A 26,319-nucleotide genomic window follows, 5' to 3' on the forward strand; every position below is an offset into this window, starting at 1 on the left:
TCGTAAACAATCACAGCTACCGCATAAAATTTTTAAATTAGTTTTGCGATTGGGTAATCAAACGCGCCAACTGTAAGTCATCTGGATAGGTAATTTTGATATTATCAGAACGCCCCTGAACCACATGAACAGGATGTCCCGCGTATTCCAAGGCACTCGCTTCATCAGTAATCACTTGCTGGTCTTGCAAAGCCAGCTCAATCGCTTGTTTTAATACACCCAGTTTTGCCATCTGCGGAGTTTGAGCTTGCCATAATAGATCACGGCTCACTGTCTGACTGATGATCGCTTCAGTTTCAACTCGCTTCAAAGTATCACGGACTGGAATAGCAAGAATAGCAGCTTGATCTGTTTCAATCGCTTTATGAACCAATGTATTTAATACAGGCAAAGTAATGCATGGACGTGCTGCATCATGCACCAGCACCCAGTCATTTTCATCTGTGATTTGAGCAAGATAATTTAAAGCATTCAGTACAGAATCAACTCGTTCTTGACCACCCGCACAAAAATGTGATTTTTCTGGAGCCACCAAAGCCAAGCTTTGAATCACATTATCATCTTGCGCAACCGCAAGCACATAACCTGCTAAATCCAAGCCATTTAATCGTTCCACCGTATGTTCTAATACGGTTTTATGATCAAGCAATTGATATTGTTTTAATTTAGACTGAGAAAAACGTCGCCCTGAACCCGCAGCAGGAATAACCACCCAAAGCTTATTGGGCATTAACGGGCTCTGGTGGGATGGCATTGTCATCTTCATTGGTGCGTAAATCTGCTTTGGCGTTAGGATCAATATAAATAGGCTTATATTGAGTACTGATGGTACTCATTTGAACAAAAGTTTCGCGTGGTTTAATTAAACCCAAATCTAACCGTGCATGTTCTTCTATGGCTTCAACACCATTTTTTAAATCATAAACTTCTGCTGCAAGAACACGATTACGCTCTTTTAGCTCATCATTAATTTCTGTCTGTTGTTGGATTTTTTGGGTCAGTTGTTGATGATCATGATAACCACCCTCACCAAACCAAAATAAATACTGAAACCCTGCGATCAGTACGATCGCAAGGCCCAATAGTAATTTACTCGCAAATGAGTCAAATACATTTAACATAGATAGCATTCAATCGCTTAGTTCAAACCTTTGAACTCAGCTTTACCGCGATAGATCGCATTAGTCAACTCTTCAATACGAAGCAATTGGTTATATTTTGCAACACGGTCAGAACGGCAAAGTGAACCCGTCTTAATTTGACCCGCTGCTGTACCTACTGCAAGATCCGCAATTGTAGAATCTTCAGTTTCACCAGAACGGTGAGAGATTACAGTTGAGTAGCCATTTGCTTTCGCAAGGTAAATTGCATCTAAAGTTTCAGTCAACGTACCAATTTGGTTGTATTTAATTAAGATAGAGTTACCTACTTTCTCATTAATACCACGTTGAAGGATTTTCGGGTTTGTAACGAATAAATCGTCACCCACCAACTGGATTTTGTCGCCAAGGATAGACGTCAAGTAAGACCAACCTTCCCAATCAGACTCATCCAAACCATCTTCAATTGAGATAATTGGATATTGGTTTACAAGACCTGCTAAATAGTCAGAGAACTGGTTGCTTGTGAATGCTTTATTGCCTTCGCCAGCAAGGATGTATTGACCATTTTTGTAGAATTCTGAAGATGCACAATCAAGCGCAAGCATAATATCAGAACCCGCTTTGTAACCTGTTTGACCAATCGCCTCAAGAATAACAGTGATTGCTTCTTCGTTTGAACGCAAGTTTGGCGCAAAACCACCTTCATCACCTACAGCAGTATTTAAACCTTTTTTGTTTAAAACTGATTTTAGAGAATGGAAGATTTCAGCACCTGCACGTAATGCTTCAGCAAATGAAGTGAAGCCAACTGGCTCAATCATGAACTCTTGAATATCAACATTATTGTCTGCATGCGAACCACCGTTAATGATGTTCATCATTGGTACAGGCATGCTTAAAGTCGTTTGACCACGAAGATCTGCGATATATTGGAAAAGAGGAATTTTCTTTTCAGTAGCAGCAGCACGTGCAGCAGCTAAAGAAACAGCTAGAGTTGCGTTAGCACCTAGTTTTTCTTTGTTTTCAGTGCCATCTAGTGCAATCATCGTGTTATCGATGTCTTTTTGCTCAAATACTGATTTACCAACTAATGCAGCACGAATCATTGTGTTGACATTGTTTACAGCCGTTTTAACGCCTTTACCTAAATAACGCGCTTTATCGCCGTCACGAAGTTCTAAAGCTTCACGAGAGCCAGTTGAAGCACCAGATGGTGCACATGCACGACCTACAACACCAGATTCTAGGATAACGTCTGCTTCGATGGTTGGGTTACCACGAGAGTCCAAAATTTCACGTGCACGAATGTCAACGATTTGGCTCATGAATAATTCCTCAGTTGATTAATAACGAGATGCTTTAGAAGGCATCAATGAGTATCTAATTTTGCGAAACCTTTTACCAAGGTATCTAATTCTTTTAGCTGTGCTAAGAACGGCTCAAGTTGAGCCATACGCAAGGCACATGGACCATCACATTTAGCTTTTTCTGGGTCTGGATGTGCTTCCAAGAACAAACCCGCTAAACCAGTCGCCATACCTGCGCGAGCAAGTGTCGTGATTTGTGCACGGCGGCCACCCGCAGAATCTGCACGGCCACCCGGAGTTTGAAGCGCATGAGTCACATCAAAGAACACAGGAACATTCATTTCTTTCATGATGTCGAAGCCCAACATGTCTACAACCAAATTGTTGTAACCAAATGCCGAACCACGCTCACAAATAATGAGCTTGTCATTTCCTGCTTCTAAACACTTATGCAAAATATGGCGCATTTCGTGCGGAGCAAGGAATTGTGCTTTCTTGATGTTAATAATGGCATCAGTTTTAGCCATTGCTTCAACCAAGTCAGTTTGACGACTTAAAAAAGCGGGCAACTGAATGATGTCTGCAACTTCAGCCACTGGCGCAGCTTGATACGGCTCATGCACATCAGTAATGATTGGCACATTAAAGTGCTTTTTAATGTCCGCCAACCATTCAATTCCTTTTTCCAAACCAGGACCACGGAATGAATTTAAGCTCGAACGATTCGCTTTATCGAAACTTGCCTTAAACACATAGGGAATGTCTAAGCGCTTGCAAATATCAACATAAGTTTCTGCAATTTCAAAAGCTAAATCTTTTGACTCTAATACGTTCATGCCGCCGAATAGTACAAATGGCAAGTGGTTTGCCATTTGTATATCGCCTAAACGTACAATTTCTTGTGGTTTTAATTGTGACATTTAAACTTTCCTAGTTTAGTCCTAGACATACCTTATTCTTAAGCTTTTTGATGTTTTGCTTTCGCTGCACCAATAAAACCTGCAAATAATGGATGACCATCACGTGGTGAACTTGTAAATTCCGGGTGGAATTGTACCGCAATAAACCAAGGATGTTGAGGAATTTCAACTGTTTCTACTAAGTGCTGTACAGGTGAATAGCCCGAAATTTTCATCCCTGCGTCTTCAAGCACTGGAATGAAACGATTGTTCATTTCATAACGATGACGGTGACGCTCTACAATTTCAGCTTTACCATACACTTCACGTGTTTTGGTGCCTTCAACCAATTCAGACTTTTGCGCACCTAAACGCATGGTGCCACCAAGATCAGACTCAAGGCTACGCTGTTGTACTTCACCACGTTCATCTAACCATTCTGTAATCAAACCAATCAATGGTGATTTAGTTGAACGGTTGAATTCAGTAGAAGTCGCATCTGCAATACCTGCAACGTTACGAGCAAATTCAATGACAGCCAACTGCATACCCAAACAAATACCAAGGAATGGCACATTGTTTTCACGTGCATACTGAATCGCTTTCATTTTGCCTTCAGTACCGCGCTCACCAAAACCACCTGGTACAAGAATCGCGTCAGCATCTTTCAATGCAGTTGCTACGTCTTGACTTTCAAGGTCTTCAGCATTCACGTAATCGATTTGAACTTTAACGCGATTTTGAATACCAGCGTGTAATAACGCTTCGTTTACAGATTTATACGCATCTGGAAGTTCAACATATTTACCCACCATTGCAACACGAACTGTGTATTCAGGGTTTAACAATGCTTCTACCACATTGTCCCAATCTGAAAGATCAGCTTCAGGTAAATCATTAAAGCCAAAACGCTCACAAATTAAATCATCAACGTCTTGTTCATAGAATGTACGAGGAATTTGGTAAATTGTTTTCGCATCTTTACACACCACCACAGCACGTGCTTCCACGTTGGTGAACAATGCGATTTTGCGTGTCGTATCCGCATCAACATCGTATTCAGTACGGCAGATTAAGATATCTGGTTGAATACCAATAGATAACAACTCTTTTACAGAGTGTTGAGTCGGTTTGGTTTTTAACTCAGCCGCAGATTTAATATATGGCAACAACGTTAAATGCATCAGCATGGTACGTTTGTGACCTAATTCAACCATCAACTGACGTACAGATTCCATGAATGGGAGAGATTCAATGTCACCGACTGTTCCACCAATTTCTACGATGGCAACGTCATAACCTTCGCCAGCGCGAAGAACACGTTCTTTAATATTGTCTGTAATATGTGGAATTACTTGAACAGTACCACCTAAGTAATCACCACGACGCTCTTTATTGAGTACGTCTTGATAAACACGACCAGAAGTAAAGTTATTGAGTTTGGTCATTTTCGCACGACGTAAGAAACGTTCGTAATAACCCAAATCCAAGTCAGTCTCAGCACCATCCTCTGTGACAAAAACTTCACCATGCTGGAATGGGCTCATCGTCCCTGGATCGACATTAATGTATGGATCCATTTTGACCATGGTCACTTTTAAACCACGGGCTTCTAAAAGTGCAGCAACTGAAGCAGCTGAAATACCTTTACCTAGTGATGAAACTACACCACCAGTAACGAAAATAAAATGGGTCATTAAGTTTCTCGTACAATGGAGCCTAAATCGGCCTACAATGTTGTGCGATTTTACTTTACTATGTACCTAGAAAGCAAAGTCAATTAGCAGCAATTCATAGATCAATAAACAATTGGCTATTCTATCAGCATTTCCGATAAAAATTTAGTAGGGAATCTCAGGATTTTTCATCTGTAATTTTACTGCTATACTACGCGCACTCTATTTATGCTTTATTTTGTGCGATTATGAATAAGAAACTTTTAATTTGTGGTGCCCTTGCATTGGGTTTATTACTTACCGCATGTGTGAAAAAAGAAGAACCTAAAGATGAGCAAGCTGAAACAGCCCAAGCTGCATCTGAACCGACTGAACAAGCACAGTTCCAACCTTTAGAAGCATCTCAACCTGAAGCCGAAGTTGTAATCCCGACTCAAGTTGAAGTTGTGCGTGAGCAAACCCCAAATACTACGACTGAAATTCGTCGTGAAGTAGCACCGAAACCAGCTACAACTCAAGCAGTTGAAGCGCCTAAAGCTGAAGAGAAACCTGCTCAAGTCGTACAACAGCCGAAACCAAATACAACTGCTCAGTCTGAAGATGATGCTGTCGCTGCTGCTATTGCTGCTGCAACTCCTGCATTAGACAACAAATAATTTAAAATTTATTTAAAAAAACCAGTTCAAATGAACTGGTTTTTTTAATGGTCTATAAAAAGTCATCAAGACATTAATCTACATGCAACTTTAAATAATCTGCCATTAATTTTGCAGCCCATGATCGAGTTTGCGTGATCCCTTCATAAAAACCACAATGACTGCCCTTTTTGGTCGTTACAACAATAATATTTTCCATTCTTTGAACGATTGATTTATAAGGATAAAAGTTCTTGATATGACAAACGGGGTCATCCTCAGAATTTAAAACCATCAATGGAATTTTGACATTTTCAAATACATGGATAGGATTAATGGCTTGGGTATAACTTGCATAGTCGTGATAACCTGCTAATTCAAAATAACTTTTCTCAAATTCAGCAAGCGTTTTGACCGCCAATACCTGCGACAATGAAGTCACAGGTTTCCAAGTCGGCAAATAAGGATGAATAAAAGTCTTGAATAGCTTTTTGGTCATCACTTTACTATAAAACGGATGGATATTTTCAAATCCAAGTTCAGTGTTATAGCCCGGACATAAGGCAAAAGCAGCTTTAAAAGGTGTGTCATTACCTTGTTCGCCCAAATAACGAACCAATAAACCTGTACCAGCGGATGAACCCACGGCATATAAAGATGAAGCTGGAAATTGTTGCTGAATATAGGCGACTTGCTCCCGTAAATCGGAAGTAAAACCAAACAAACTCATTTTCGGTATAGGTAAAGGTAAATCTGCATGCCCACGGCGTAAACATAAAGCAATACGCCAGCCCGTATATTGATGCAGATCTCGAACCAACTCTCTCATACTGGCTAAATTACCCGTAATCGTATGTAGAATAATGATCGTCGGAGTTTCTGGGGGTAAAGCTAGACCATACCAAGCCACCGCAGTCACACCACCATCTTGCATGGTCAACTGATCAATTCTATCGTACTCTAGTTGAATGGTTCGCTTCTTAATCACATCAAAATATAATAAGTGTGCATGTGTGTTTGATAACCACGGGGTTGGACGATATTTTTGTTGAAGTTGAGGTAACTTTTCTAGCACCTTTTTACTTTGCCCTTGTGGGCTATAGTACAGTTTTGGTTGTTCAGCACCGATAACCGAATCAATCCATTCCGAACCTAGAACTTTAATTTTATTTAAAGTAGATATTCTCATATCGATTTACCATTATTGATGATGAGTAAAAGATTGCTGTACCAAGGTGGCGATCTGCTGACCCCAAATGGCATAAATTTCTTTACTTGGATGAAAACCATCGCTTGCCATCGGCAAATTCATTGTTTGAAAGGCATGAATGTCAAAATGTAGAAACTTAAATCGACTGTTCTGCGCTAAATATTGCTGTAATTGCTGATTCATTGCAGTTGCATATTGCCCCAACAACCATGCCAATGGATTCGGCAAGGCTGGAAAATGCTGCATCGGTGGGACACCTGTGACAATAATCAATTTCGGCTGAAATCGATTCTGTACTTCTTCAAATAAATGCTGTTGTTGCTTCAACCACGATTTGACTGAAGTTAATTTGGTAACATCATTCACACCGACTGATGTCACCACTACATCGTACTGCTGTGGTGCTAAATGTTGTGTTGCCCGAATGACTTGCTCCGTTGTATCACCAGTCTTTGCATGTAGTTTCCAGAGAATCTGATATTCATCTTGTAATGCTTGAAGAATCGCGCCAGACAAAGCCTCACTTTGTGATTCTACTCCAACTCCTGCTGCAGCCGAATCTCCTAAAATTAATAAGGATAATGACTGCCCTTGACCGATTATTCCCTCACGATCACCACTGGCTTCTAAAAGACGTGGTGTATTCTTGCGAACTTTTACCCCCTGAAACACCAACACAGGCAATAAAGCTAAAGTCGAAAGTTTTAACCACATTTGTTTAATCTCAGTAATTGTGTAAAGAAATATAAATTAAGCGGGCTGAAACTGCTTAATACGCTGCCCCATCTCAGTAGCCAATGCCTCCAAACCACTTTTTGGTCGAATCATCACTTCAAAATCAACAATTTGACCTTGTTCATTGAATTGAATCATATCGATCCCCTTCAACTTTTTGTCCCCGATATTTGCTGAAAACTCCAAAACAACAGATTGAGCATTTTCCGTCAAAAATTCACGATGATAGGTGAAGTTTTCGAATACCTGAATAACATTGCTCAGAATAAACTGCACCACGGCTTTACCTTCATAAGGATGAAAAGCAACAGGAGATCTGAAAACCACATTGTCTGCTAACAATTCATTTAAGTAATCCATGTCACGCGTTGCAACCATGTGATGCCATTTATGTAATGCATCTTGGTTTTGTTTTAATTGCATTGTTGTATTCTCTTTAATTGATGAAAAGAGGACCCGTAGGTCCCCTTGGTTTTAAATTACTGCTGCAAGCTCAGCACCTTGACGAATTGCACGTTTCGCATCTAATTCACCTGCTTCTTTTGCGCCACCAATTAAGTGTACTGCTTTACCATCAGCTTTTAATTGATCAAACATTGCTGTAAAAGGCTCTTGCCCCGCGCAAATCACCACATTGTCTACATCTAGAATCATTGATTTATCATTAACAATGATGTGGAGACCTTGGTCATCAACTTTTTCATAGCTTGCACCCGCAATCATCTGCACATCACGGTTTTTCAAACCTGTACGGTGAATCCAGCCTGTTGTTTTACCCAAACCTGCACCCACAGATGTAGGTTTACGCTGTAATAAGAAGATTTCACGCTCAGATGCTTCTACTTGTGGTTGTTTTAAACCGCCAACATCGTTGTAATGCGTATCAATACCCCATTCATTGTAGAATTTTTGAGGGTTTAAGCTGCCACTTTCACCTTCATGGCTCAAATATTCAGCCGTATCAAAACCAATACCACCCGCACCGATCACAGCAACGCGTTTACCCACGGGCTTACGCTCTCTTAATACATCGATGTAGCTCAATACTTTTGGATGATCAATCCCTTCAAAGCTCAACTCACGTGGCGTTACACCTGTAGCGACCACAATGTCATCAAAGTTGGCTTGGCTGAGTTCGTCATACGTCGCTTTATGATTTAACTGTAGCTTGATTTTTGGTTGTAACAATTCAATTTTACGCTTGAAGTAGCGTAAGGTTTCATAAAACTCTTCTTTACCTGGGACTGTTTTCGCAATGTTAAACTGACCACCAATTTGGTGCGCAGCTTCAAAAATGGTGACGTTATGACCGCGCTCTGCTGCATAAGTTGCAAAACTTAATCCCGCAGGACCAGCACCAATCACGGCGATATTTTTCGCTTGACCTGCCTCTTTGAAAATTAATTCTGTTTCATAACATGCACGTGGGTTCACTAAACAGGTTGCAATTTTCATCGAGAAAATATGGTCTAAACAGGCTTGGTTACAACCAATACAAGTATTAATTTCATCACTACGACCTTGTTCAGCTTTGAGCACAAACTCAGGGTCGGCTAACATTGGGCGCGCCATAGACACGATATCAGCATCACCAGACGCCAAAACATGCTCTGCCATTTCAGGTGTGTTAATACGGTTAGAAGTAACCAAAGGTACGTTTACGCTACCTTTTAATTTTTTAGTCACCCAAGTAAATGCCGCACGTGGCACTTTAGTCGCAATAGTCGGAATACGCGCTTCATGCCAACCAATGCCTGTATTGATAATGGTTGCCCCCACTTTTTCAATTTCTTTTGCCAGATGAATCACTTCATCTAAACTCGAACCACCTTCAACCAAATCCAACATAGATAAACGGTAAATAATGATGAAGTTTTCACCGACTGCTTCGCGGGTACGTTTTACAATTTCAATTGGGAAACGAATACGTTTTTCATAGCTACCGCCCCATTCATCCTCACGATGGTTCGTTCGTGCAGCAATAAACTCATTGATTAAATAACCTTCTGAACCCATGATTTCTACACCGTCGTAACCTGCGTATTGCGAAAGCTTGGCACAGTTCACAAAATCATCGATGGTTTGCTGAACTTCAGCAGAACTTAATTCTTTAGGACGGCTTGGATTAATCGGTGCTTGAATTGCAGATGGTGCAACAATATTTTTTTGGTATGAATAACGACCAGTATGTAGAATTTGCAGTGCAATTTTACCGCCCGCATCATGGACTGCCTGCGTAATGACTTTATGGTGTTCTGCTTCTTCTCGGGTATCAAGCTTAGAACCACCTTTAAAAGTCAAACCATGGTCATTGGGTGAAATACCCCCTGTCACAATGAGTCCAACACCGCCTTTTGCACGTTCAGCATAAAATGCTGCCATACGGTCATAACCACCTGGTGCTTCTTCAAGACCAACGTGCATAGAACCCATAAGTACACGGTTTTTAAGCGTAGTAAATCCTAAATCTAATGGGGCGAGTAAGTGTGGATAATTGGACATGAGACCTCCATGGCTTGCAATGTGCTGGCTAAATTTTGCTTTTATGCAACTTGTTGCACTAATTTATAGTCTAATTTTGAAATCTATGCAACATGTTGCATAATATCTTTATCTTAAATTTGTTGATGCTAGCTTATGTCTTTAGCACATGTTCTTCTTACCAGCTTAATTGAAAAACCCAGTACAGGCATTGAATTGGCACGTCGTTTTGACCGTTCTATGGGTTTCTTTTGGAATGCAACGCATCAACAAATTTACCGTGAACTCAGTGCCATGCAGCAAAAAGGCTGGATTTCAACCCTTGAAGAAGAGAGTTCCAATAGCCGAAAAAAAACCTATCAAGTGGAACAATTGGGGCGCACTGAGTTGGCTGACTGGATGGTCAAACAAGGCCCACCCGCTCAACTACGTGAAGAACTGATGGTGCGTTTAAGAGCAGAAGCACAAGTCGGTGAGGCAACCGTATTGCCTGAATTAGAAAGACACCTGATGTTGCATCAAGAAAAGTTGCAAATTTATCAACAAATTTTTAATAAAGACTTTCCATCTACAGAAAATGAAAATCGAACTTTATATATTCATAAAATGATTTTACAGTTAGGCATTAACTTAGAAGTGGGCTGGATTGAATGGCTTGAAGCCATGATTACAGGTCTGAAAAAATTTGAAAAATCTTAAAAAATAGAGAAATTATCATGCCTTACTATCAAATGCCCGATCAAGAACAATTGTATGTTCGTGAGTTTGGTCAGGGGGAGCCTGTTTTAGTACTCTCAGGTTTAGGCATGCAAAGTTGGCAATGGATGCCTTTTTTAATTCAGAACAGTAAACAATTTAAATTTATTATTCCAGATTGGCGTGGGTTTGGTCGCTCAAAGTACTGCCGTATACCTGAAATAGATGCTATTTCTAGCCATTGGCGCGATTTAGAAGCCTTAATCCAACAATTAAAGTATCCAGATTTTACCGTTATTGCGTTCTCAATGGGGGCAACAACTGCCATGCATGGCATGAAATATGGAAATTTTAAACAATATATCAATCGTTATTTACATATTGATCAAGCACCCAAAATTACGGTAGATAGCCATTGGCCATATGGACTACTGAGTCAGCAGCATTTGGACTTTAAAAAGCTCTTGGCTGAGATTTCATTGTTTTTCTCGGCCTTACCGCCTGTGCATAGTCTAGAAGACCTTAAACCTGCTTCACGCCATGAATTTATTAAAATATGGAGTAAATTCATATTATTACAAAATGACCATCGCTTAAGCCCCATCTTATGGAACACCGCCTTAAAATACGATAAATTGCAAAAACATCTCTTACCCTTACACCGCCTCGACTATCTCGCATGGTATATCAATAACTATCTCTATCATGATGAAGATTATCGAGAATCTTTAGCAGAATTGAGCTGTCCCACAACTTTTTTCATTGGGGAAAATTCGATACTTTACCCATCTCAAGGACAAAAAATTATTGCGAATAGTGTCAAAAATGCCAAGCAAGTCATTTTTGAACGGTCAGGTCATGCCATTTTAATTAATGAACCCTTCAAATTTCAGCGAGAAATTTCCCGCTTCCTTTTGAAGCGTTACGAATAGCAGCAGGTTAGTTAAAGCACTGCTCGATCATATTTAATTGCTTCAAGATCATAAACTTGATAAATGCAATCAAATAATGAGCGGATATCTTCACTTTCATCCATACTTCGAATAGCAAGAAAGATTGGGCTAACTGCGGCATCATCTAACAACGGAATATAGTTTAGGTGAGGAAACTGAATGCTACAGGCACTTTCAGGCACAATACACATCCCTTCACCCGCAGCCACCAAACCTAGCGCTAACTGAATTTCGCGGACTTCTCGCAAACTGCGCGGCTCTAAACCATACTCCGAAAATAAGCTTCGGACTTGAGTCGAGAAATTGGGTTTAGGGTGACTTGGATATAAAAACAGACTTTCTTCGACCAAATCTGCAAGATACACCCCTTGTTTTTGCGATGCTAAAGGATGACTACTATGTACTGCAACCATCAAGGGTTCTTCACGCAATAACACACGACGAATTGCAGGATCAGAGATTCTTAACCGTCCAAAACCAACATCAATTCGTCCTTCTTTAAGCGCCTGAATCTGATCTTTGGTGCTCATTTCAATCAGTTCAATTTTAAGCTGTGGTTGCTGCTGACGGAATAAATACACAATTCGTGGCAACAAACCATAAAGCAATGACCCAACAAATCCCATAGTTACTGTACGTTCGACCATGCCCACACGCTTAGTCATCGACTTCACTTCTTCAGCATTAGACAAAAGTTTAACCGCATGCTGATAGAAAAATTGACCTGCTGGTGTGGTCTGTAAAGGTCGACTACCGCGCTCAAAAAGTTGAATTCCAAGCTCAGCTTCAAGGTTTTGAATCTGCCGACTCAATGGAGGTTGGGCAATAAACAGTTTTTCTGCTGCTTTGGTAAAACTTTGTTCCTCTACAACCGCTACAAAATAGCGTAGGTGTCTAAGTTCCATAAGACTTCATACCTTTTAAATATAAAAAAATGCAAAAATGATCTTCGACAGGTTTAAATCATTCTTTTAAGGTATATCACATGAATTAGACAAATCAAGATAGCGAAGCCGAAAGATGTATAAATCGATTGAAACGTTGCTTGTAGAAATACCGACGATCCGCCCACATAAAATGGCGGTTGCAACAATGCAAACTCAGACCTTGGTTCTGGTTAAAGTCACCACAGAAGATGGCTTTACGGGTTGGGGCGAAGCAACCACAATTGGTGGCTTAGGCTATGGCGAAGAAAGTCCAGAAAGCGTCAAAACCAATATCGAAACCTATTTTGCGCCATTACTCAAGTCATTATCAGGTTTGAATGTGGCACAAACCATACAAACAATTAAACGCAATATCAATGGCAATCGTTTCGCTAAAAATGCCATTCAAACCGCTCTATTTGATATTCAAGCACAACGCTTAGGTCTACCCATCAGTGAAGTACTGGGTGGTCGTTTAAGAGATAGTGTCCCAGTACTTTGGGTATTGGCTTCTGGCAATACAGAAAAAGATATTGCTGAAGCACAGCAGATGATTGCCAACAAACGTCATAACACCTTCAAGTTAAAAATTGGTTCACGTCGCGTAGAAGAAGATGTAGAGCATGTTTTAGCCATCAAACACGCCCTAGGCTCAGACATTTCTATTCGCGTAGATGTAAACCGTGCTTGGTCAGAACTTGAAGCAGTTAAGGGCATTCAACAGTTACAAGATGGTGGTGTGGATTTAATTGAACAACCCTGTGCGATTGACAACATTGATGCCATGCAACGTCTTACCCGTCGCTTTGATATTGCCATCATGGCTGATGAGTCGCTAATGGGTCCAGACAGTGCCTATCGCTTAGCAAAACGTAATGGAGCTTCAGTCTTTGCAGTCAAAATCGCGCAATCAGGCGGTTTGGTTGAAGCCAGTGAAGTAGGGAAAATTGCCAAACTGGCAGGAATTGATCTGTATGGTGGCACCATGCTTGAAGGTCCAATTGGCACCGTGGCATCGGCACAAGTCTTTTCCACCTTTCATAATTTAGCATACGGTACTGAACTGTTTGGTCCACTGTTACTGACCGAAGAAATTTTAAAAACTCCGCTGCAATATCAAAACTTCGAGCTGGTGTTACCGACCACGGCTGGACTGGGTATTGAACTTGATGAAGACAAAATTGACCGTATGCGTCGCCAGTAATTAAAGGAATTCTACATGCTTTACCACGTAAGAATGGATGTAAACCTACCGCAGGATATGCCAGCAGAACAGGCAAATGAAATTAAAGCGGTCGAAAAGGCATATTCGCAAGAACTGCAACAGCAAGGCAAATGGCGCCACATTTGGCGTATTACAGGTCAATACTCCAACATCAGTATTTTTGATGTCGAGAGCAACGAAGAGTTGCATAACCTGTTGCAGGGTTTACCACTTTATCCCTACATGAATATTGAAGTAATGCCGCTGAACCAACATCCCTCTTCTATTCGTGAAGATGATCGTTAAGAAATAAAAGTTTAAGGAAAGTACGCTTTCCAAATTGTAAAAAACTACCTGTATTCACAAGGAATGTGGCCCGCCAAGTGTATTGATGAAATCAAACATGTGCCAGCCACCAAAACATACTTAAGGAGCGACAGTATGAACCGCCAACAAATTGATGCCCTCGTAAAAGAAATGAACGTCGACACTGCGACTGGTCCTGTCGATGCGCGTGTACAACAAATTGTTGTACGTTTAGTGGGCGATCTGTTCCAAGCCATTGAAGATCTCGACATCAGCCAAACTGAACTATGGAAAGGTCTGGAATATTTTACCGATGCAGGTCAAGCCAATGAATTAGGGCTACTCGCAGCGGGGTTAGGCTTAGAACATTATTTAGACCTTCGTGCCGATGAAGCCGATGCTAAAGCAGGCATTACAGGTGGTACGCCACGTACCATTGAAGGTCCACTCTATGTTGCAGGTGCACCAGAATCGACAGGTTTTGCCCGCATGGATGATGGTTCTGAAACAGACAAAATTCCAACTTTGTTTATTGAAGGTACAGTAACTGATACTGATGGCAACATTATTGAAGGTGCCAAAGTTGAAGTTTGGCATGCCAACAGCTTAGGCAACTACTCATTCTTCGATAAATCACAATCTGACTTTAACTTACGTCGTAGTATTTTAACGGCTGCTGATGGCAAATATGTGGCACAGACCACCATGCCTGTAGGCTACGGTTGCCCACCTGATGGTACGACTCAAGCGGTGTTAAATAAGCTAGGTCGTCATGGTAACCGCCCTTCACATGTACATTATTTTGTCTCTGCTCCTGGTTATCGCAAGCTCACGACTCAGTTCAACATTGAAGGTGATCAATACCTTTGGGATGACTTTGCCTTTGCAACCCGTGATGGTTTAGTTGCCACCGCTGTAGATGTGACCGATGAAGCTGAAATTACCCGTCGTGGTTTAAATCAGCCATTCAAGCACATCACATTCAATATTGAGTTAGTAAAAGAACAGCAAGGCGTTCCTTCAACTGAAGTAGATCGTCGTCGCGCTAGCGCTTAACCCATATTTTAGGAACCGAAATGACATCTAAATCAACTGTCATTTCGGAGTGTTCCCCACATTTGGAACCTCGGAGAACGGACATGCCTCGTATTCCTGTAATTAACACCAGTCACCTTGATCGTATTGATGAATTGCTTGTTGACGATTTTGAAACGGGTGAATTTAAACTGCATCGCTCAGTGTTTACTGATCAAGCCTTATTTGACCTTGAAATGAAATACATTTTTGAAGGCAACTGGGTGTACTTGGCACACGAAAGCCAAATTCCAAATAATAATGATTTCTACACCACATATATGGGACGCCAACCGATCATTATTGCGCGTAACCGTAATGGTGAACTGAATGCCATGATCAATGCCTGTTCACATCGTGGTGCACAACTTTGCCGCCATAAACGTGGCAACAAGGCAACGTATACCTGCCCATTCCACGGTTGGACTTTTAACAACTCAGGCAAACTCCTGAAAGTAAAAGATCCAAGTGAAGCTGGTTATTCAGATTGCTTTAATCAAGAAGGTTCACATGACCTGAAAAAAGTAGCACGTTTTGAAAACTACAAAGGCTTCTTGTTTGGTAGCTTGAATCCTGATGTTCCTTCACTGGAAGAATTTTTGGGTGAAACCACCAAAATCATTGACATGATTGTCGATCAGTCTGAGCAAGGTCTGGAAGTTTTACGTGGTGCATCGACCTACACTTACGAAGGCAACTGGAAACTGACTGCTGAAAATGGTGCCGATGGTTATCACGTGTCTGCCGTACACTGGAACTATGCCGCAACGACTCAACACCGCAAAGAAACTCAAGCTGCCGATAATATTCGTGCCATGAGCGCAGGTTCATGGGGTAAACAAGGCGGTGGCTCTTACGGTTTTGACCATGGTCACATGTTGCTCTGGACACAATGGGCAAACCCAGAAGACCGTCCAAACTTCCCTAAAGCAGACGAATACACCGAAAAATACGGTGCGCCAATGTCGAAATGGATGATCGAGCGCTCGCGTAATCTTTGCCTCTATCCAAATGTATATTTGATGGATCAATTCGGTTCACAAATTCGCGTCTTACGCCCACTGGCAGTCAACAAAACTGAAGTCACCATTTACTGTATCGCGCCGAAAGGTGAAGCACCAGAAGCACGTACTCGCCGCATTCGCCAATATGAAGATTTCTTTAATGCTTCAGGCATGGCAACACCCGATGACCTTGAAGAATTCCGTGCCTGCCAAGCAGGTTATGCAGGGATTGAACTGGAATGGAACGACATGTGCCGTGGTTCGAAACACTGGATTCAAGGCCCAGATGATGCTGCCAATGAAATTGGGCTAAAACCAAAACTCAGTGGCATTAAAACCGAAGATGAAGGTCTGTACCTCGCTCAACATCAATATTGGCTAGAAACGATGAAACATGCCATTGCCTCAGAAAAAGCACTGGTGAATGAACAAGGAGAGATCGCATGAATGCCACTGCCACTTTAGAACGCAGCTCACTCGAGCAGATCTCGCAATTTCTATATCAAGAAGCACGTTTTCTGGATGATGAACAATGGGATGACTGGTTAAATTGTTATGCCCCATCTGCTTCTTTCTGGATGCCTGCTTGGGATGATGATGACCGTTTAACTGAAGATCCTCAGTCTGAAATTTCGCTGATTTATTACCCAGACCGTCAAGGTTTAGAAGATCGTGTGTTCCGAATTAAAACCGAACGTTCTTCTGCAACCATGCCCGACACACGTACTAGCCATAACATCAGCAACATTGAAGTAATCGCACGTGAGGGAGACAAAGTAACAATTCGTTTTAACTGGAATACCTTAAGTTTCCGTTACAAAACCAACTATAGCTATTTTGGCATGTCACGTTACGAAATCGATTTTTCAGGTGCGCAACCACAGATTTTAAGCAAATACGTGGTACTCAAAAATGACTATATCAATCAAGTCATTGATATTTACCACCTCTGATTTAAGCGTCATCCCTTCAGTCAAATGGAATGTTGACTGAAGGTCAAGTTTCAAAGTTTTTAGTAGGATTCTAGCCATGTCAAACCACAATATTGCACTTCAATTTGAAGATGGTGTTACCCGTTTTATTAGCGTCGCTCAGGGCGAAACTTTGTCTGATGCGGCTTACCGTCAAAAAATTAATATTCCTTTAGATTGTCGCGATGGTGCATGTGGAACGTGCCGAGCTTTCTGTGAATCAGGAAGTTATGACATGCCTGAAGAAACCTACATTGAAGATGCACTCACCCCTGAAGAAGCTGAGCAAGGCTATATTCTCGCTTGCCAATGCCGCCCAACATCCGATGCTGTATTCCAAATTCAAGCGTCATCTGAAGTATGTAAAACCGAGATTCACCAATACCAAGGCACTTTAGTTGCTGTGGAAAACTTATCAGACTCAACCATCACTTTTGATATTCAACTTGATGAAGGTCAACCTGATATTCACTTCCTTGCAGGTCAATATGTCAACGTTGCCATTCCAGAGACAGCAGAAACCCGTTCATATTCATTTAGTTCTAAACCAGGCAACCGTTTAACAGGTTTTGTGGTGCGCAACGTGCCGAATGGCAAAATGAGTAGCTTTTTAAGTAGCACCGCTAAAGCCGGCGATAAAATGACCTTTACAGGTCCATTTGGCAGTTTCTACTTACGTAATGTAGTTCGCCCTGTCGTTATGCTTGCAGGCGGTACAGGTATTGCGCCATTTATGTCTATGCTTCAAGTGTTAGAAGAAAAAGGCTCAGAGCACCCTGTACGTTTAGTCTTTGGTGTCACCAATGATTTTGATTTAGTGGCTTTAGAACAGCTTGATGCACTTCAAGCCAAACTTCCTTGGTTTGAATATCGTACCGTTGTTGCAAGCCCAGACTCAGCACATGAGCGCAAAGGCTATGTGACTGGACACATTGAAAATGAATGGCTCAATGGTGGCGATGTCGATGTCTACCTATGTGGCCCTGTTCCTATGGTCGATGCTGTTCGTGGTTGGTTAGATAGTGAAGGTATAAAACCTGCAAACTTCCTATTTGAAAAATTCTCCGCAAACTAATACATCACCCAATATTTAAGTTATAGAAAAGATGATACGCGAAAATGTCATTCGCAATTGTTCGAGGCCAGACCACTTGGTAAAAATGCTTTTTCTGCAAGGAAGATATCAAGTAATCGGTTTCGGACGAGTTTTGCAATGAGGTGCATTGCACCGCAAGTTGGTTTCTTGCGAAGCGCTGCTTCTCATTTTCCCAAAAGAAAAGTAAGTCCAACCGAAGGTTAATCCAGTAACTGATATCCAGTTATTAGGATGCAGGCGTGCCAAATTGTATAAATTTAAAAGTTCATCTTTATATTGGATGATAAGTGAGTTCAAAAAATGGCGTCAAATCAAAGATTCTTAAACAAAGTCGTGATTGTGACTGGTGCCGCTCAAGGCATTGGTCGTGGTGTTGCACTCCAAGTGGCTGAAGAAGGTGCGCAAGTTGTCTTAGCTGATTTATCGGACTATGTCGATGAAACATTAGCAGAAATTGAAGAACACCAAGGTGATGCTATAACAGTCAAAGCCAACCTTGAAACCTTCGCAGGCGCACAAGCCGTTGTAGCAAAAGCACTTGAAATCTATGGACGTATTGATGTACTCATCAATAATGTCGGTGGTGCCATTTGGATGAAACCCTTCGAAGAATTTTCTGAAGAAGAAATCATTAAAGAAGTCAATCGTTCATTGTTCCCAACGTTGTGGTGCTGCCGTGCAGTTTTACCTGAAATGATTAAAAATCAGCAAGGTACGATTGTAAATGTATCCTCTATAGCGACTCGCGGGATTAACCGAGTACCCTATTCAGCATCCAAAGGCGGCGTCAATGCCCTCACCGCATCACTGGCATTTGAACATGCCAAAGATGGCATCCGAGTAAATGCAGTTGCTACTGGTGGAACCGAAGCGCCGCCACGTAAAGTACCGCGTAATGCGAATCCACTATCTGAAAATGAAAAGTCGTGGATGCAACAAGTCGTCGATCAAACTATTGATCGTAGTTTTATGAACCGTTATGGCACGATTCAGGAACAAGTCAATGCAATTGTATTCCTTGCTTCAGATGATTCGTCATATATGACCGGTACAGTGGTTCCTGTAGGCGGTGGCGATCAAGGCTAATTGATCGTCACAAAACTTTATATACAGGATCATGTCTGCATGGAGGCAAATGAATGGCTACCCTGTTTAAAACCTTGAAAGAAGATTGGTCTATTTCAGCTACTGTCGCAGGATTTTTGGCCGTGCTGATTTCCTATTCAGGTCCACTTATTATCTTCTTTCAGGCTGCGCAACAAGCTCAGGTTTCCCCAACCATGATGATTTCATGGATTTGGGGCATTTCGATTGGGGCAGCCGTAGCAGGGATCTTCCTTTCCATTAAATTTAAAGTCCCTGTGATTACGGCATGGTCTGCACCGGGTACGGCTTTATTGGTCACCCTGTTCCCAAACATTAGCCTGAATGAAGCGGTTGCTGCCTACATCACCTCTGCTGTGGTGATTTTCCTGATCGGGATCAGTGGTTACTTCGATAAATTATTGAAATGGATTCCGCAGTCGGTTGCCGCAGGCATGATGGCAGGGATCTTATTTCAGTTTGGTTTAGGGTTATTTAGCGCAACCAATAGTATGCCAATTATTGTATTTAGCATGTTGTTTGTATTTTTAGTCGCAAAACGAATTTCACCACGCTATAGCATGCTTTGGGTACTGATTTCAGGTGTGGCCTTGAGCTTTGGGCTTGGTGAAATGAATGCGGTGAGTTTAGATTTCCAACTTGCCATACCTCAGTTTATCACCCCAGAATGGACTTGGCATTCCACCTTAAACCTTGCCCTGCCTTTGATTTTAGTCAGTCTGACGGGACAGTTTTTACCGGGCATGGCCATCATGAAACTCAGTGGTTACGACATGCCTGCCAAGCCGATTATCACCACCACCAGTATTGCTTCTTTAGCTGTTGCATGTGTCGGCGGTATCACTATTGTTTTAGCGTCGATTACGGCTGCACTGTGTATGGGCAAAGATGCGCATGAGTTAAAAGAAAAACGCTATATCGCAGGGGTTGCCAACGGCATTTTTTATATTTTAGGTGGTCTGTTTGCAGGCAGTATCGTTCTGCTCTTCAGCTTACTGCCGAAAGAGCTTGTTGCAGCACTGGCTGGATTGGCCTTATTGGGCGCGATTTCAACCAATATCGCTGTAGCCATGAAAGATGAATCTCAACGAGATTCTGCCCTCATTACCTTTTTAGCCACGGCTTCAGGGATGCATTTTTTAGGCCTAAGTTCTGTTTTTTGGGGCATTGTGATTGGTTTATTCGCACATGTCATTTTAACCAAACGCCCTACTGAACCTACCACTATTTCATCCACTCAATCGAGTAAAAGTTAGTCCGACCTATATAGGGTCTAGGAAATATTATGATTGATAAAAGTTTAGCTTCTTTAACAGAAGCACTTTCGCAAATAAAGGATAGCTCAACCATCATGATCGGTGGTTTTGGTACCGCAGGACAGCCTGCTGAACTGATTGATGGCTTAATTCAACTCGGCATTAAAGACCTTACCATCGTCAGTAACAATGCTGGTAATGGTGACTATGGTCTGGCGAAATTACTCAAAGCCGGTGCCGTGAAAAAAGTCATTTGTTCGTTCCCGCGTCAGTCCGACTCTTGGGTCTTCGATGAACTCTATCGTGCAGGCAAAATCGAATTGGAACTGGTCCCTCAAGGTAACCTCGCTTGCCGTATTCAAGCCGCAGGCATGGGACTCGGGGCAGTCTTTACCCCAACTGGCTACGGCACCTTATTGGCCGAAGGCAAAGAAACCCGCCATATCGACGGTAAAGATTATGTACTGGAATATCCAATCAAAGCCGACTTCGCTTTGATTAAAGCCCAGCAAGGCGACCGTTGGGGCAACTTGGTCTACCGCAAGTCGGCACGTAACTTCGGCCCAATCATGGCCATGGCAGCCAATGTGACCATTGCTCAAGTTTCTGAAGTGGTGGAACTCGGTGCTTTAGACCCTGAACACATCATCACCGCAGGTATTTTTGTTCAACATGTGGTACAGGTTCAACCTGAACCTGTGGCTGTGTAATCAGGAGAACATCATGAGCTATCAAAAACTCAGCCGTAACCAAATTGCAGAACGTGTGGCACAAGATATTCCTGATGGGGCTTATGTCAATCTCGGTATTGGCTTACCGACCAAGATAGCCAGCTATCTGCCTTCAGATAAAGATGTGTTCTTACATTCTGAAAATGGTTTATTGGCTTTTGGTCCACCGCCCGCCGCAGGTGAAGAAGATCCTGAGTTGATCAATGCAGGTAAAGAATATGTGACCATGTTACAAGGCGGAGCCTTTTTCCATCATGGGGACTCGTTTGCCATGATGCGGGGTGGGCATTTGGATATTGCGGTTCTCGGTGCCTTCCAAGTCGCGGCCAATGGGGATTTGGCCAATTGGCATACCGGCGCACCCGATGCAATTCCGGCTGTGGGTGGTGCAATGGACTTAGCCGTCGGTGCTAAGAAGGTCTTTATCACCACCGACCATGTGACCAAACAAGGTGAACCGAAGATCGTGGCTGAATTGAGCTATCCCGCGACAGGTTTGAAATGTGTCGATCGTATTTACACCGATCTGTGTGTGATTGATGTCACCGCAGACGGCTTAAATGTGATTGAGAAAGTCGACGGTCTAAGCTTTGCAGAATTGCAGGCCATGACGGGCGCTCCGTTGGTGGATGCGACACAAGGATAATTAATCCCTCCCGACCTCCCTTTAAAAAGGGAGGAGTTTCCCCCTTTTTAAAGGGGGATTCAAAGTCCAACCGCTCGTTCTTGTTACTTTTTTAAAAAATGAGTGACAACGTCACGCAAGAAAAACTTTGTCATCAACAAAACCTGTTCACTATAGGCATCTATCCAATTGGATTGCAAAAACAATCCTGATCAGGATTTGAGTAGGTTGTTGATGACGTTGAGCACGAGCAAATGCTGGGAAAGAAATTTAAAACTGTCTTTGCTCACATGGCTAGCGACAAGGATGTCGCCTCGTTGCTCAGCACAACAAGGATGTTGTGTCTGAGTAACAAAGGGTTTTGTCACTTTTGCCCTATCAAAAGTGAGGCTTTGCCTACGCAAAGGAAAATGAATAAATCCATCATTTGTGGCAGTGACAACAACAGATTTCAAAATGGAAACGTAAGAATGAAAAACGCTTATATCATCGATGCCATCCGTACCCCATTCGGCCGTTATGCAGGTGGTTTAGCCCCAATCCGTGCCGATGACTTGGGTGCCGTACCGATTCAAGCCTTAATGCAACGTAATCCCAGTGTCGATTGGACCCAAGTCGATGACATGATTTACGGCTGTGCCAACCAAGCCGGTGAAGACAACCGCAATGTCGGTCGTATGTCGGCATTATTGGCGGGCTTACCAGTTGAAGTACCAGCAACAACAGTCAACCGTTTATGTGGTTCATCGTTGGATGCGATTGCCATGGCTGCCCGTGCGATTAAAGCCGGTGAAGCGAATCTGATCATTGCAGGTGGTGTGGAAAGTATGTCTCGCGCACCTTTTGTGATGGGCAAGTCGGAAACGGCTTATGGTCGTAGCCAGAAGATTGAAGACACCACCATGGGATGGCGTTTTATCAATCCGAAGCTGAAAGCCATGTATGGTGTAGAGACCATGCCGCAAACCGCAGAGAATGTGGCACAACAGTTTCATATTGATCGTGCAGATCAAGACCAGTTTGCCTTGACGAGTCAACAGCGCACCGCAACCGCGCAAGCTCAAGGCTTTTTTAAACATGAGATCGTCCCTGTAAGTATTGCGCAGCGTAAGGGTGATCCAATTGTGGTGGATACAGATGAACATCCACGTGCATCGACCACATTAGAAGGTTTGGCTAAACTGAAGCCAGTCGTCACAGCAGAAGGCACCGTCACAGCGGGAAACGCGTCAGGCATCAATGACGGTGCGGCTGCTGTACTGATTGCTTCGGAACAGGCGATTCAACAGTACAACCTCAAACCCCGTGCCAAGATTATTGCATCTACGGCTGTGGGGGTTGAACCGCGCATCATGGGCTTTGCCCCAGCGCCAGCGATTAAGAAGCTCCTCAAACAAGCCAATCTCAGTCTTGAACAGATGGATGTGATTGAGCTGAATGAAGCGTTTGCGGCACAAGCACTGGCGGTTACCCGTGACCTAGGTCTGGCAGACGATACGACACAGGTGAATCCAAATGGTGGGGCGATTGCTTTGGGGCATCCACTCGGTGCATCGGGTGCGCGTTTAGTCACCACGGCTTTAAACCAATTGGAACAAACGGGTGGAACCTATGCCTTGTGTTCAATGTGTATTGGTGTCGGTCAAGGCATTGCAATGATTATTCAGCGGGTTTAACAAATCATAACTATTTAAGATATTTCCCCTCCCTTTTTTAAAGGGAGGTCGGGAGGGATTTTATGCCAACATTTATTTCAAATGATGCAACCATCAATTACGCAACTTTTGGTGATGCCAGCAATCCTGCTTTGGTATTTTCCAATTCTTTGGGCACCAATTATGGCATGTGGCAGCAGCAGTTTAATGCTTTAAAAGAGCAGTTTTTTGTGGTGTGTTATGACACGCGTGGCCATGGTGCTTCCTCTACCCCGCAAGGTCCTTATCGCCTGCAACAATTGGGGGAAGATGTGATTCATTTGCTGGATCATTTAAGGATTCAACACGCTGCATTTTGTGGGATTTCTATGGGAGGCTTAACCGGTCAATGGTTGGCTATTCATTATCCTGAGCGTTTTAGCCATGTGGTGGTGTGTAATACGGCAGCTAAAATTGGTCAGGAGCAGGCGTGGCTGGATCGGGCGGCTTTAGTCAGATCTCAAGGTTTACAATCCATCGCGGACACCGCAGCTTCGCGATGGTTTACAGTTCCCTTTATCCAAAGCAACGCAGCAACAGTTGCAACGCTTTCAAACGACTTAGGTGCTGGCAGCCCAGAAGGTTATGCGAGTTGTTGTGAAGCTTTGGCTAAAGCGGATGTTCGGGAACAATTAAAGACAATTACAGTGCCCGTGTTGATTGTTGCAGGACGGCAAGATCCTGTGACAACCGTGGCGGATGCTGAGTTTATGCAGAGTCAGATTCCGAACAGTCAGTTGGTAGAAATTGATGCGTCGCATATTTCTAATGTGGAACAGCCAACGGCGTTTAATGAAGCTTTAAAACAGTTTCTTGTATAAGAACACCGCCCCCAAAGGCCTCACATTGCTGAGGCTTTTCTTTGTCTAAAATGTTTGTTTAAATACCGTCCACAAACTTCATAACCCCTAGAATTTATAAAAATGAAAAAATACTTTTTCAACTGTATTCTTATGCTTTCAAGTATGTCCGCTTTTGCAAATTCACAATTCGAAACCTACACCATCATTTATGGAGGTGGCGTAGATGATCTCGGACTCGGTTTAACAGATCAGCAAGGAAAAAAATATCACGCCTATTGTAGTCAGCAGTGTGGTGATTGGTTTGAGTTTGATCAAGACTCACTGGGTGAGAAACTCAAAAACCAATACAAAGGTCGCCAAGCTGTAGTCGATCTGTCTTATGAAATTAATGCTGGACGTATTGTTGGTCCTAGTAATGAAGATGAACTTTATTTTATAAAGAGCATCAAACTCATCGATTCAAATCAAAGAAAACCTTGGTTAAACTTTTTTGATCTTAAACAGAATTAAATGCCCTTCTAGGTCATATTTTTAATAATCAATTTGCTTAGGCTATTTTACCATCAATCACACCCATAGCCTTTAACCGTTGTAATTCATGCTCCGCCTTAAATTGAGACAACACAGACATGGTATGTTCTCCCAATTGTGGCGGTGCATGATGATATTCAACAGGTGTTTCTGACAATTTTATAGGTGAACCAATCATCTGGAACTCTGGATTAAGCGGATGTTGTATATTCACCACCATTTCCCGATGTTGAATTTGGGGTTCTTGTAAAGCTTCAGCAACAGAGTTGATTAACCCAACAGGGACTTTAAATGCATGAATCACACTCACCCACGACTCCGCATTTTGCTGTACAAAATGAGCAGACAATAATTCAATTAACGCGTCTCGGTGGCGCACTCGATCCTGATTTCGATTAAAACGCCCATCTTCCAATAGTGAGGTATAACCAATCGCAATACAGAAATCTTTAAACTGCTTATCATTACCACAAGCGACTATAAACTCTTTGTCTTTTGCGCTAAAAGTCTGATAAGGCACAATATTTGGATGGCTATTTCCCATACGCTTTGGAGATGCACCCGTGGTCAGATAATTCATACCTTGATTGGCTAAACCTGCCGCCTGAACATCCAGCAAAGACAAATCAATATGTTGCCCTCGTCCAATTTGATGACGAGCCAATAACGCAGCCTGAATGGCAATCGTGGCATATAAACCCGTTTGAATATCGACCACAGCGACACCCACTTTTTGTGCACCACGCCCTGAATCTTCCTCTTCACCCGTAATACTCATCAGTCCAGACATACCCTGAATGATAAAGTCATAGCCTGGTTCAGCCGCACGTGGTCCTGTTTGTCCAAAACCTGTGATCGAGCAATAAACCAGATTCGGATTAATATCACTTAAAGTTTCATAATCCAAACCATATTTTTGTAATGAACCTGCTTTATAGTTTTCGATCACGACATCTGCTGTTTTGACCATTTCATGCAGAATTTCCTGCCCCTCTGAGCGTGTAATATCAATCGCAACCGAATATTTATTTCTATTGGCTGACTGGTAATAACCCGACTCACGGGTAAGCTCACCTTGAGCATCTCGCATCCACGGCGGCCCCCACATGCGAGTGTCATCACCACATTGGGGACGCTCAATTTTAATGACTTCGGCACCGAGATCTGCCAAAATTTGCCCACACCATGGGCCCGCCAATACTCGGCTAAGATCCAAAACCCGAATTCCCTTTAACGCACCCATTTTTTGCTCCTCAATCTTGCATCTTCATTTTACTTTTGATTTTCAAAGATGCATTT

27 protein-coding genes are annotated in these 26,319 nt (G+C 42.5%); 16 read left to right on the plus strand and 11 right to left on the minus strand.

Annotated features, from left to right (window positions below):
- Positions 1-37: 37 nt before the first annotated feature.
- The 5 genes from ispD to pyrG are packed head-to-tail and all read right to left on the minus strand — an operon-like array spanning position 38 to position 5,006.
- Positions 38-754, minus strand: coding sequence for a 2-C-methyl-D-erythritol 4-phosphate cytidylyltransferase (gene ispD / locus M5E07_RS08900; RefSeq protein ID WP_116760709.1), 717 nt, complete (start codon positions 752-754; stop codon positions 38-40).
- Positions 720-1,121, minus strand: a complete 402-nt coding sequence (gene ftsB / locus M5E07_RS08905; RefSeq protein ID WP_116760711.1) for a cell division protein FtsB — start codon at positions 1,119-1,121, stop codon at positions 720-722. The genes ispD and ftsB overlap by 35 nt, the downstream gene beginning before the upstream one ends.
- 17 nt (positions 1,122-1,138) lie before the next feature.
- The gene (gene eno, locus M5E07_RS08910; RefSeq protein WP_131265295.1) at positions 1,139-2,428 is read right to left on the minus strand and encodes a phosphopyruvate hydratase; all 1,290 of its coding nucleotides are present in this window, start codon (positions 2,426-2,428) and stop codon (positions 1,139-1,141) included.
- A 44-nt stretch (positions 2,429-2,472) separates the two neighbouring features.
- Complete coding sequence (gene kdsA, locus M5E07_RS08915; protein WP_252218556.1) at positions 2,473-3,330, minus strand: 3-deoxy-8-phosphooctulonate synthase; 858 nt, start codon at positions 3,328-3,330, stop codon at positions 2,473-2,475.
- A 38-nt stretch (positions 3,331-3,368) separates the two neighbouring features.
- Positions 3,369-5,006, minus strand: coding sequence for a CTP synthase (gene pyrG, locus M5E07_RS08920; protein ID WP_116760718.1), 1,638 nt, complete (start codon positions 5,004-5,006; stop codon positions 3,369-3,371).
- A 227-nt stretch (positions 5,007-5,233) separates the two neighbouring features.
- Here pyrG and M5E07_RS08925 point away from each other — a divergent pair, with 227 nt between their 5' ends.
- Positions 5,234-5,641 carry an internalin gene (locus M5E07_RS08925; protein WP_252218558.1) on the plus strand — a complete coding sequence of 136 codons (408 nt, stop codon included), beginning with the start codon at positions 5,234-5,236 and terminating at the stop codon, positions 5,639-5,641.
- A gap of 73 nt (positions 5,642-5,714) precedes the next feature.
- Here the strand turns inward: M5E07_RS08925 and M5E07_RS08930 are convergent, their stop codons facing one another.
- From M5E07_RS08930 to M5E07_RS08945, 4 genes are read right to left on the minus strand one after another with little or no spacing between them, the layout of a single operon-like run.
- On the minus strand, positions 5,715-6,809 hold the full coding sequence (locus M5E07_RS08930; RefSeq protein ID WP_252218560.1) for a YheT family hydrolase: 1,095 nt from the start codon (positions 6,807-6,809) through the stop codon (positions 5,715-5,717).
- A gap of 12 nt (positions 6,810-6,821) precedes the next feature.
- On the minus strand, positions 6,822-7,544 hold the full coding sequence (locus M5E07_RS08935) for an SGNH/GDSL hydrolase family protein (protein ID WP_252218561.1): 723 nt from the start codon (positions 7,542-7,544) through the stop codon (positions 6,822-6,824).
- A gap of 36 nt (positions 7,545-7,580) precedes the next feature.
- Positions 7,581-7,988, minus strand: coding sequence for a nuclear transport factor 2 family protein (locus tag M5E07_RS08940; RefSeq protein WP_252218562.1), 408 nt, complete (start codon positions 7,986-7,988; stop codon positions 7,581-7,583).
- Between the two features lie 51 nt (positions 7,989-8,039).
- Entirely contained in the window at positions 8,040-10,067 is a 2,028-nt protein-coding gene (locus M5E07_RS08945) for an NADPH-dependent 2,4-dienoyl-CoA reductase (RefSeq protein ID WP_252218564.1), read from the minus strand.
- A gap of 135 nt (positions 10,068-10,202) precedes the next feature.
- On the opposite strand from M5E07_RS08945, the gene M5E07_RS08950 reads away from it, so the two are divergent.
- Together M5E07_RS08950 and M5E07_RS08955 are read left to right on the plus strand one after the other, a co-directional pair.
- Positions 10,203-10,745, plus strand: a complete 543-nt coding sequence (locus M5E07_RS08950; protein ID WP_252218565.1) for a PadR family transcriptional regulator — start codon at positions 10,203-10,205, stop codon at positions 10,743-10,745.
- Between the two features lie 17 nt (positions 10,746-10,762).
- Positions 10,763-11,674, plus strand: a complete 912-nt coding sequence (locus tag M5E07_RS08955; protein ID WP_252218566.1) for an alpha/beta fold hydrolase — start codon at positions 10,763-10,765, stop codon at positions 11,672-11,674.
- 11 nt (positions 11,675-11,685) lie between these two features.
- Here M5E07_RS08955 and M5E07_RS08960 read toward each other — a convergent pair whose 3' ends face one another.
- Positions 11,686-12,600, minus strand: coding sequence for a LysR family transcriptional regulator (locus M5E07_RS08960; protein WP_252218567.1), 915 nt, complete (start codon positions 12,598-12,600; stop codon positions 11,686-11,688).
- A gap of 115 nt (positions 12,601-12,715) precedes the next feature.
- Between M5E07_RS08960 and M5E07_RS08965 the strand changes: the two genes are divergently transcribed.
- The 13 genes from M5E07_RS08965 (at position 12,716) to M5E07_RS09025 (ending at position 24,999) form a co-directional block, all read left to right on the plus strand.
- Positions 12,716-13,825: a muconate/chloromuconate family cycloisomerase gene (locus tag M5E07_RS08965; RefSeq protein WP_252218570.1), complete on the plus strand. Its 1,110-nt coding sequence runs from the start codon at positions 12,716-12,718 to the stop codon at positions 13,823-13,825.
- Between the two features lie 15 nt (positions 13,826-13,840).
- On the plus strand, positions 13,841-14,131 hold the full coding sequence (gene catC, locus M5E07_RS08970; RefSeq protein ID WP_252218573.1) for a muconolactone Delta-isomerase: 291 nt from the start codon (positions 13,841-13,843) through the stop codon (positions 14,129-14,131).
- Positions 14,132-14,266: 135 nt separating this feature from the next.
- Positions 14,267-15,187, plus strand: a complete 921-nt coding sequence (catA, locus tag M5E07_RS08975; protein WP_252218575.1) for a catechol 1,2-dioxygenase — start codon at positions 14,267-14,269, stop codon at positions 15,185-15,187.
- Positions 15,188-15,270: 83 nt separating this feature from the next.
- Complete coding sequence (benA, locus tag M5E07_RS08980) at positions 15,271-16,656, plus strand: benzoate 1,2-dioxygenase large subunit (protein WP_116760743.1); 1,386 nt, start codon at positions 15,271-15,273, stop codon at positions 16,654-16,656.
- Complete coding sequence (gene benB, locus M5E07_RS08985) at positions 16,653-17,162, plus strand: benzoate 1,2-dioxygenase small subunit (RefSeq protein ID WP_252218578.1); 510 nt, start codon at positions 16,653-16,655, stop codon at positions 17,160-17,162. The genes benA and benB overlap by 4 nt, the downstream gene beginning before the upstream one ends.
- Before the next feature lie 76 nt (positions 17,163-17,238).
- A complete protein-coding gene (gene benC, locus M5E07_RS08990; RefSeq protein ID WP_252218582.1) occupies positions 17,239-18,255 on the plus strand; it encodes a benzoate 1,2-dioxygenase electron transfer component BenC in 1,017 nt (338 codons plus the stop codon).
- Positions 18,256-18,576: 321 nt separating this feature from the next.
- Complete coding sequence (benD, locus tag M5E07_RS08995) at positions 18,577-19,362, plus strand: benzoate diol dehydrogenase BenD (RefSeq protein WP_252218586.1); 786 nt, start codon at positions 18,577-18,579, stop codon at positions 19,360-19,362.
- Between the two features lie 53 nt (positions 19,363-19,415).
- Positions 19,416-20,636, plus strand: a complete 1,221-nt coding sequence (gene benE, locus M5E07_RS09000) for a benzoate/H(+) symporter BenE (RefSeq protein WP_252218588.1) — start codon at positions 19,416-19,418, stop codon at positions 20,634-20,636.
- A 29-nt stretch (positions 20,637-20,665) separates the two neighbouring features.
- A complete protein-coding gene (locus M5E07_RS09005; protein WP_252218590.1) occupies positions 20,666-21,346 on the plus strand; it encodes a 3-oxoacid CoA-transferase subunit A in 681 nt (226 codons plus the stop codon).
- A gap of 13 nt (positions 21,347-21,359) precedes the next feature.
- Positions 21,360-22,013: a 3-oxoacid CoA-transferase subunit B gene (locus tag M5E07_RS09010; RefSeq protein ID WP_252218593.1), complete on the plus strand. Its 654-nt coding sequence runs from the start codon at positions 21,360-21,362 to the stop codon at positions 22,011-22,013.
- Positions 22,014-22,462: 449 nt separating this feature from the next.
- The gene (gene pcaF / locus M5E07_RS09015) at positions 22,463-23,668 is read left to right on the plus strand and encodes a 3-oxoadipyl-CoA thiolase (RefSeq protein ID WP_252218595.1); all 1,206 of its coding nucleotides are present in this window, start codon (positions 22,463-22,465) and stop codon (positions 23,666-23,668) included.
- 62 nt (positions 23,669-23,730) lie between these two features.
- Complete coding sequence (gene pcaD / locus M5E07_RS09020) at positions 23,731-24,507, plus strand: 3-oxoadipate enol-lactonase (RefSeq protein WP_252218597.1); 777 nt, start codon at positions 23,731-23,733, stop codon at positions 24,505-24,507.
- A 144-nt stretch (positions 24,508-24,651) separates the two neighbouring features.
- On the plus strand, positions 24,652-24,999 hold the full coding sequence (locus tag M5E07_RS09025) for a hypothetical protein (RefSeq protein WP_228157490.1): 348 nt from the start codon (positions 24,652-24,654) through the stop codon (positions 24,997-24,999).
- A 37-nt stretch (positions 25,000-25,036) separates the two neighbouring features.
- Here the strand turns inward: M5E07_RS09025 and M5E07_RS09030 are convergent, their stop codons facing one another.
- Positions 25,037-26,263, minus strand: a complete 1,227-nt coding sequence (locus tag M5E07_RS09030) for a CaiB/BaiF CoA transferase family protein (RefSeq protein WP_252218599.1) — start codon at positions 26,261-26,263, stop codon at positions 25,037-25,039.
- Positions 26,264-26,319 lie beyond the last annotated feature (56 nt).

It is taken from the genome of Acinetobacter tibetensis (assembly GCF_023824315.1).
GTDB lineage: Bacteria > Pseudomonadota > Gammaproteobacteria > Pseudomonadales > Moraxellaceae > Acinetobacter > Acinetobacter tibetensis.

Coding starts and splice junctions, on each gene's coding strand:
- pyrG (WP_116760718.1), bottom strand. CDS start 5,006: ATGACCCATTTTATTTTCGTTACTGGTGGTGTAGTTTCATCACTAGGT.
- M5E07_RS08935 (WP_252218561.1), bottom strand. CDS start 7,544: ATGTGGTTAAAACTTTCGACTTTAGCTTTATTGCCTGTGTTGGTGTTT.
- benA (WP_116760743.1), top strand. CDS start 15,271: ATGCCTCGTATTCCTGTAATTAACACCAGTCACCTTGATCGTATTGAT.
- M5E07_RS08940 (WP_252218562.1), bottom strand. CDS start 7,988: ATGCAATTAAAACAAAACCAAGATGCATTACATAAATGGCATCACATG.
- M5E07_RS08925 (WP_252218558.1), top strand. CDS start 5,234: ATGAATAAGAAACTTTTAATTTGTGGTGCCCTTGCATTGGGTTTATTA.
- catA (WP_252218575.1), top strand. CDS start 14,267: ATGAACCGCCAACAAATTGATGCCCTCGTAAAAGAAATGAACGTCGAC.
- M5E07_RS08945 (WP_252218564.1), bottom strand. CDS start 10,067: ATGTCCAATTATCCACACTTACTCGCCCCATTAGATTTAGGATTTACT.
- M5E07_RS08930 (WP_252218560.1), bottom strand. CDS start 6,809: ATGAGAATATCTACTTTAAATAAAATTAAAGTTCTAGGTTCGGAATGG.
- M5E07_RS09005 (WP_252218590.1), top strand. CDS start 20,666: ATGATTGATAAAAGTTTAGCTTCTTTAACAGAAGCACTTTCGCAAATA.
- benB (WP_252218578.1), top strand. CDS start 16,653: ATGAATGCCACTGCCACTTTAGAACGCAGCTCACTCGAGCAGATCTCG.
- M5E07_RS09030 (WP_252218599.1), bottom strand. CDS start 26,263: ATGGGTGCGTTAAAGGGAATTCGGGTTTTGGATCTTAGCCGAGTATTG.
- pcaF (WP_252218595.1), top strand. CDS start 22,463: ATGAAAAACGCTTATATCATCGATGCCATCCGTACCCCATTCGGCCGT.
- M5E07_RS09010 (WP_252218593.1), top strand. CDS start 21,360: ATGAGCTATCAAAAACTCAGCCGTAACCAAATTGCAGAACGTGTGGCA.
- M5E07_RS08955 (WP_252218566.1), top strand. CDS start 10,763: ATGCCTTACTATCAAATGCCCGATCAAGAACAATTGTATGTTCGTGAG.
- catC (WP_252218573.1), top strand. CDS start 13,841: ATGCTTTACCACGTAAGAATGGATGTAAACCTACCGCAGGATATGCCA.
- M5E07_RS08960 (WP_252218567.1), bottom strand. CDS start 12,600: ATGGAACTTAGACACCTACGCTATTTTGTAGCGGTTGTAGAGGAACAA.
- benE (WP_252218588.1), top strand. CDS start 19,416: ATGGCTACCCTGTTTAAAACCTTGAAAGAAGATTGGTCTATTTCAGCT.
- M5E07_RS08950 (WP_252218565.1), top strand. CDS start 10,203: ATGTCTTTAGCACATGTTCTTCTTACCAGCTTAATTGAAAAACCCAGT.
- ftsB (WP_116760711.1), bottom strand. CDS start 1,121: ATGTTAAATGTATTTGACTCATTTGCGAGTAAATTACTATTGGGCCTT.
- kdsA (WP_252218556.1), bottom strand. CDS start 3,330: ATGTCACAATTAAAACCACAAGAAATTGTACGTTTAGGCGATATACAA.
- ispD (WP_116760709.1), bottom strand. CDS start 754: ATGCCATCCCACCAGAGCCCGTTAATGCCCAATAAGCTTTGGGTGGTT.
- M5E07_RS09025 (WP_228157490.1), top strand. CDS start 24,652: ATGTCCGCTTTTGCAAATTCACAATTCGAAACCTACACCATCATTTAT.
- pcaD (WP_252218597.1), top strand. CDS start 23,731: ATGCCAACATTTATTTCAAATGATGCAACCATCAATTACGCAACTTTT.
- benC (WP_252218582.1), top strand. CDS start 17,239: ATGTCAAACCACAATATTGCACTTCAATTTGAAGATGGTGTTACCCGT.
- M5E07_RS08965 (WP_252218570.1), top strand. CDS start 12,716: ATGTATAAATCGATTGAAACGTTGCTTGTAGAAATACCGACGATCCGC.
- eno (WP_131265295.1), bottom strand. CDS start 2,428: ATGAGCCAAATCGTTGACATTCGTGCACGTGAAATTTTGGACTCTCGT.
- benD (WP_252218586.1), top strand. CDS start 18,577: ATGGCGTCAAATCAAAGATTCTTAAACAAAGTCGTGATTGTGACTGGT.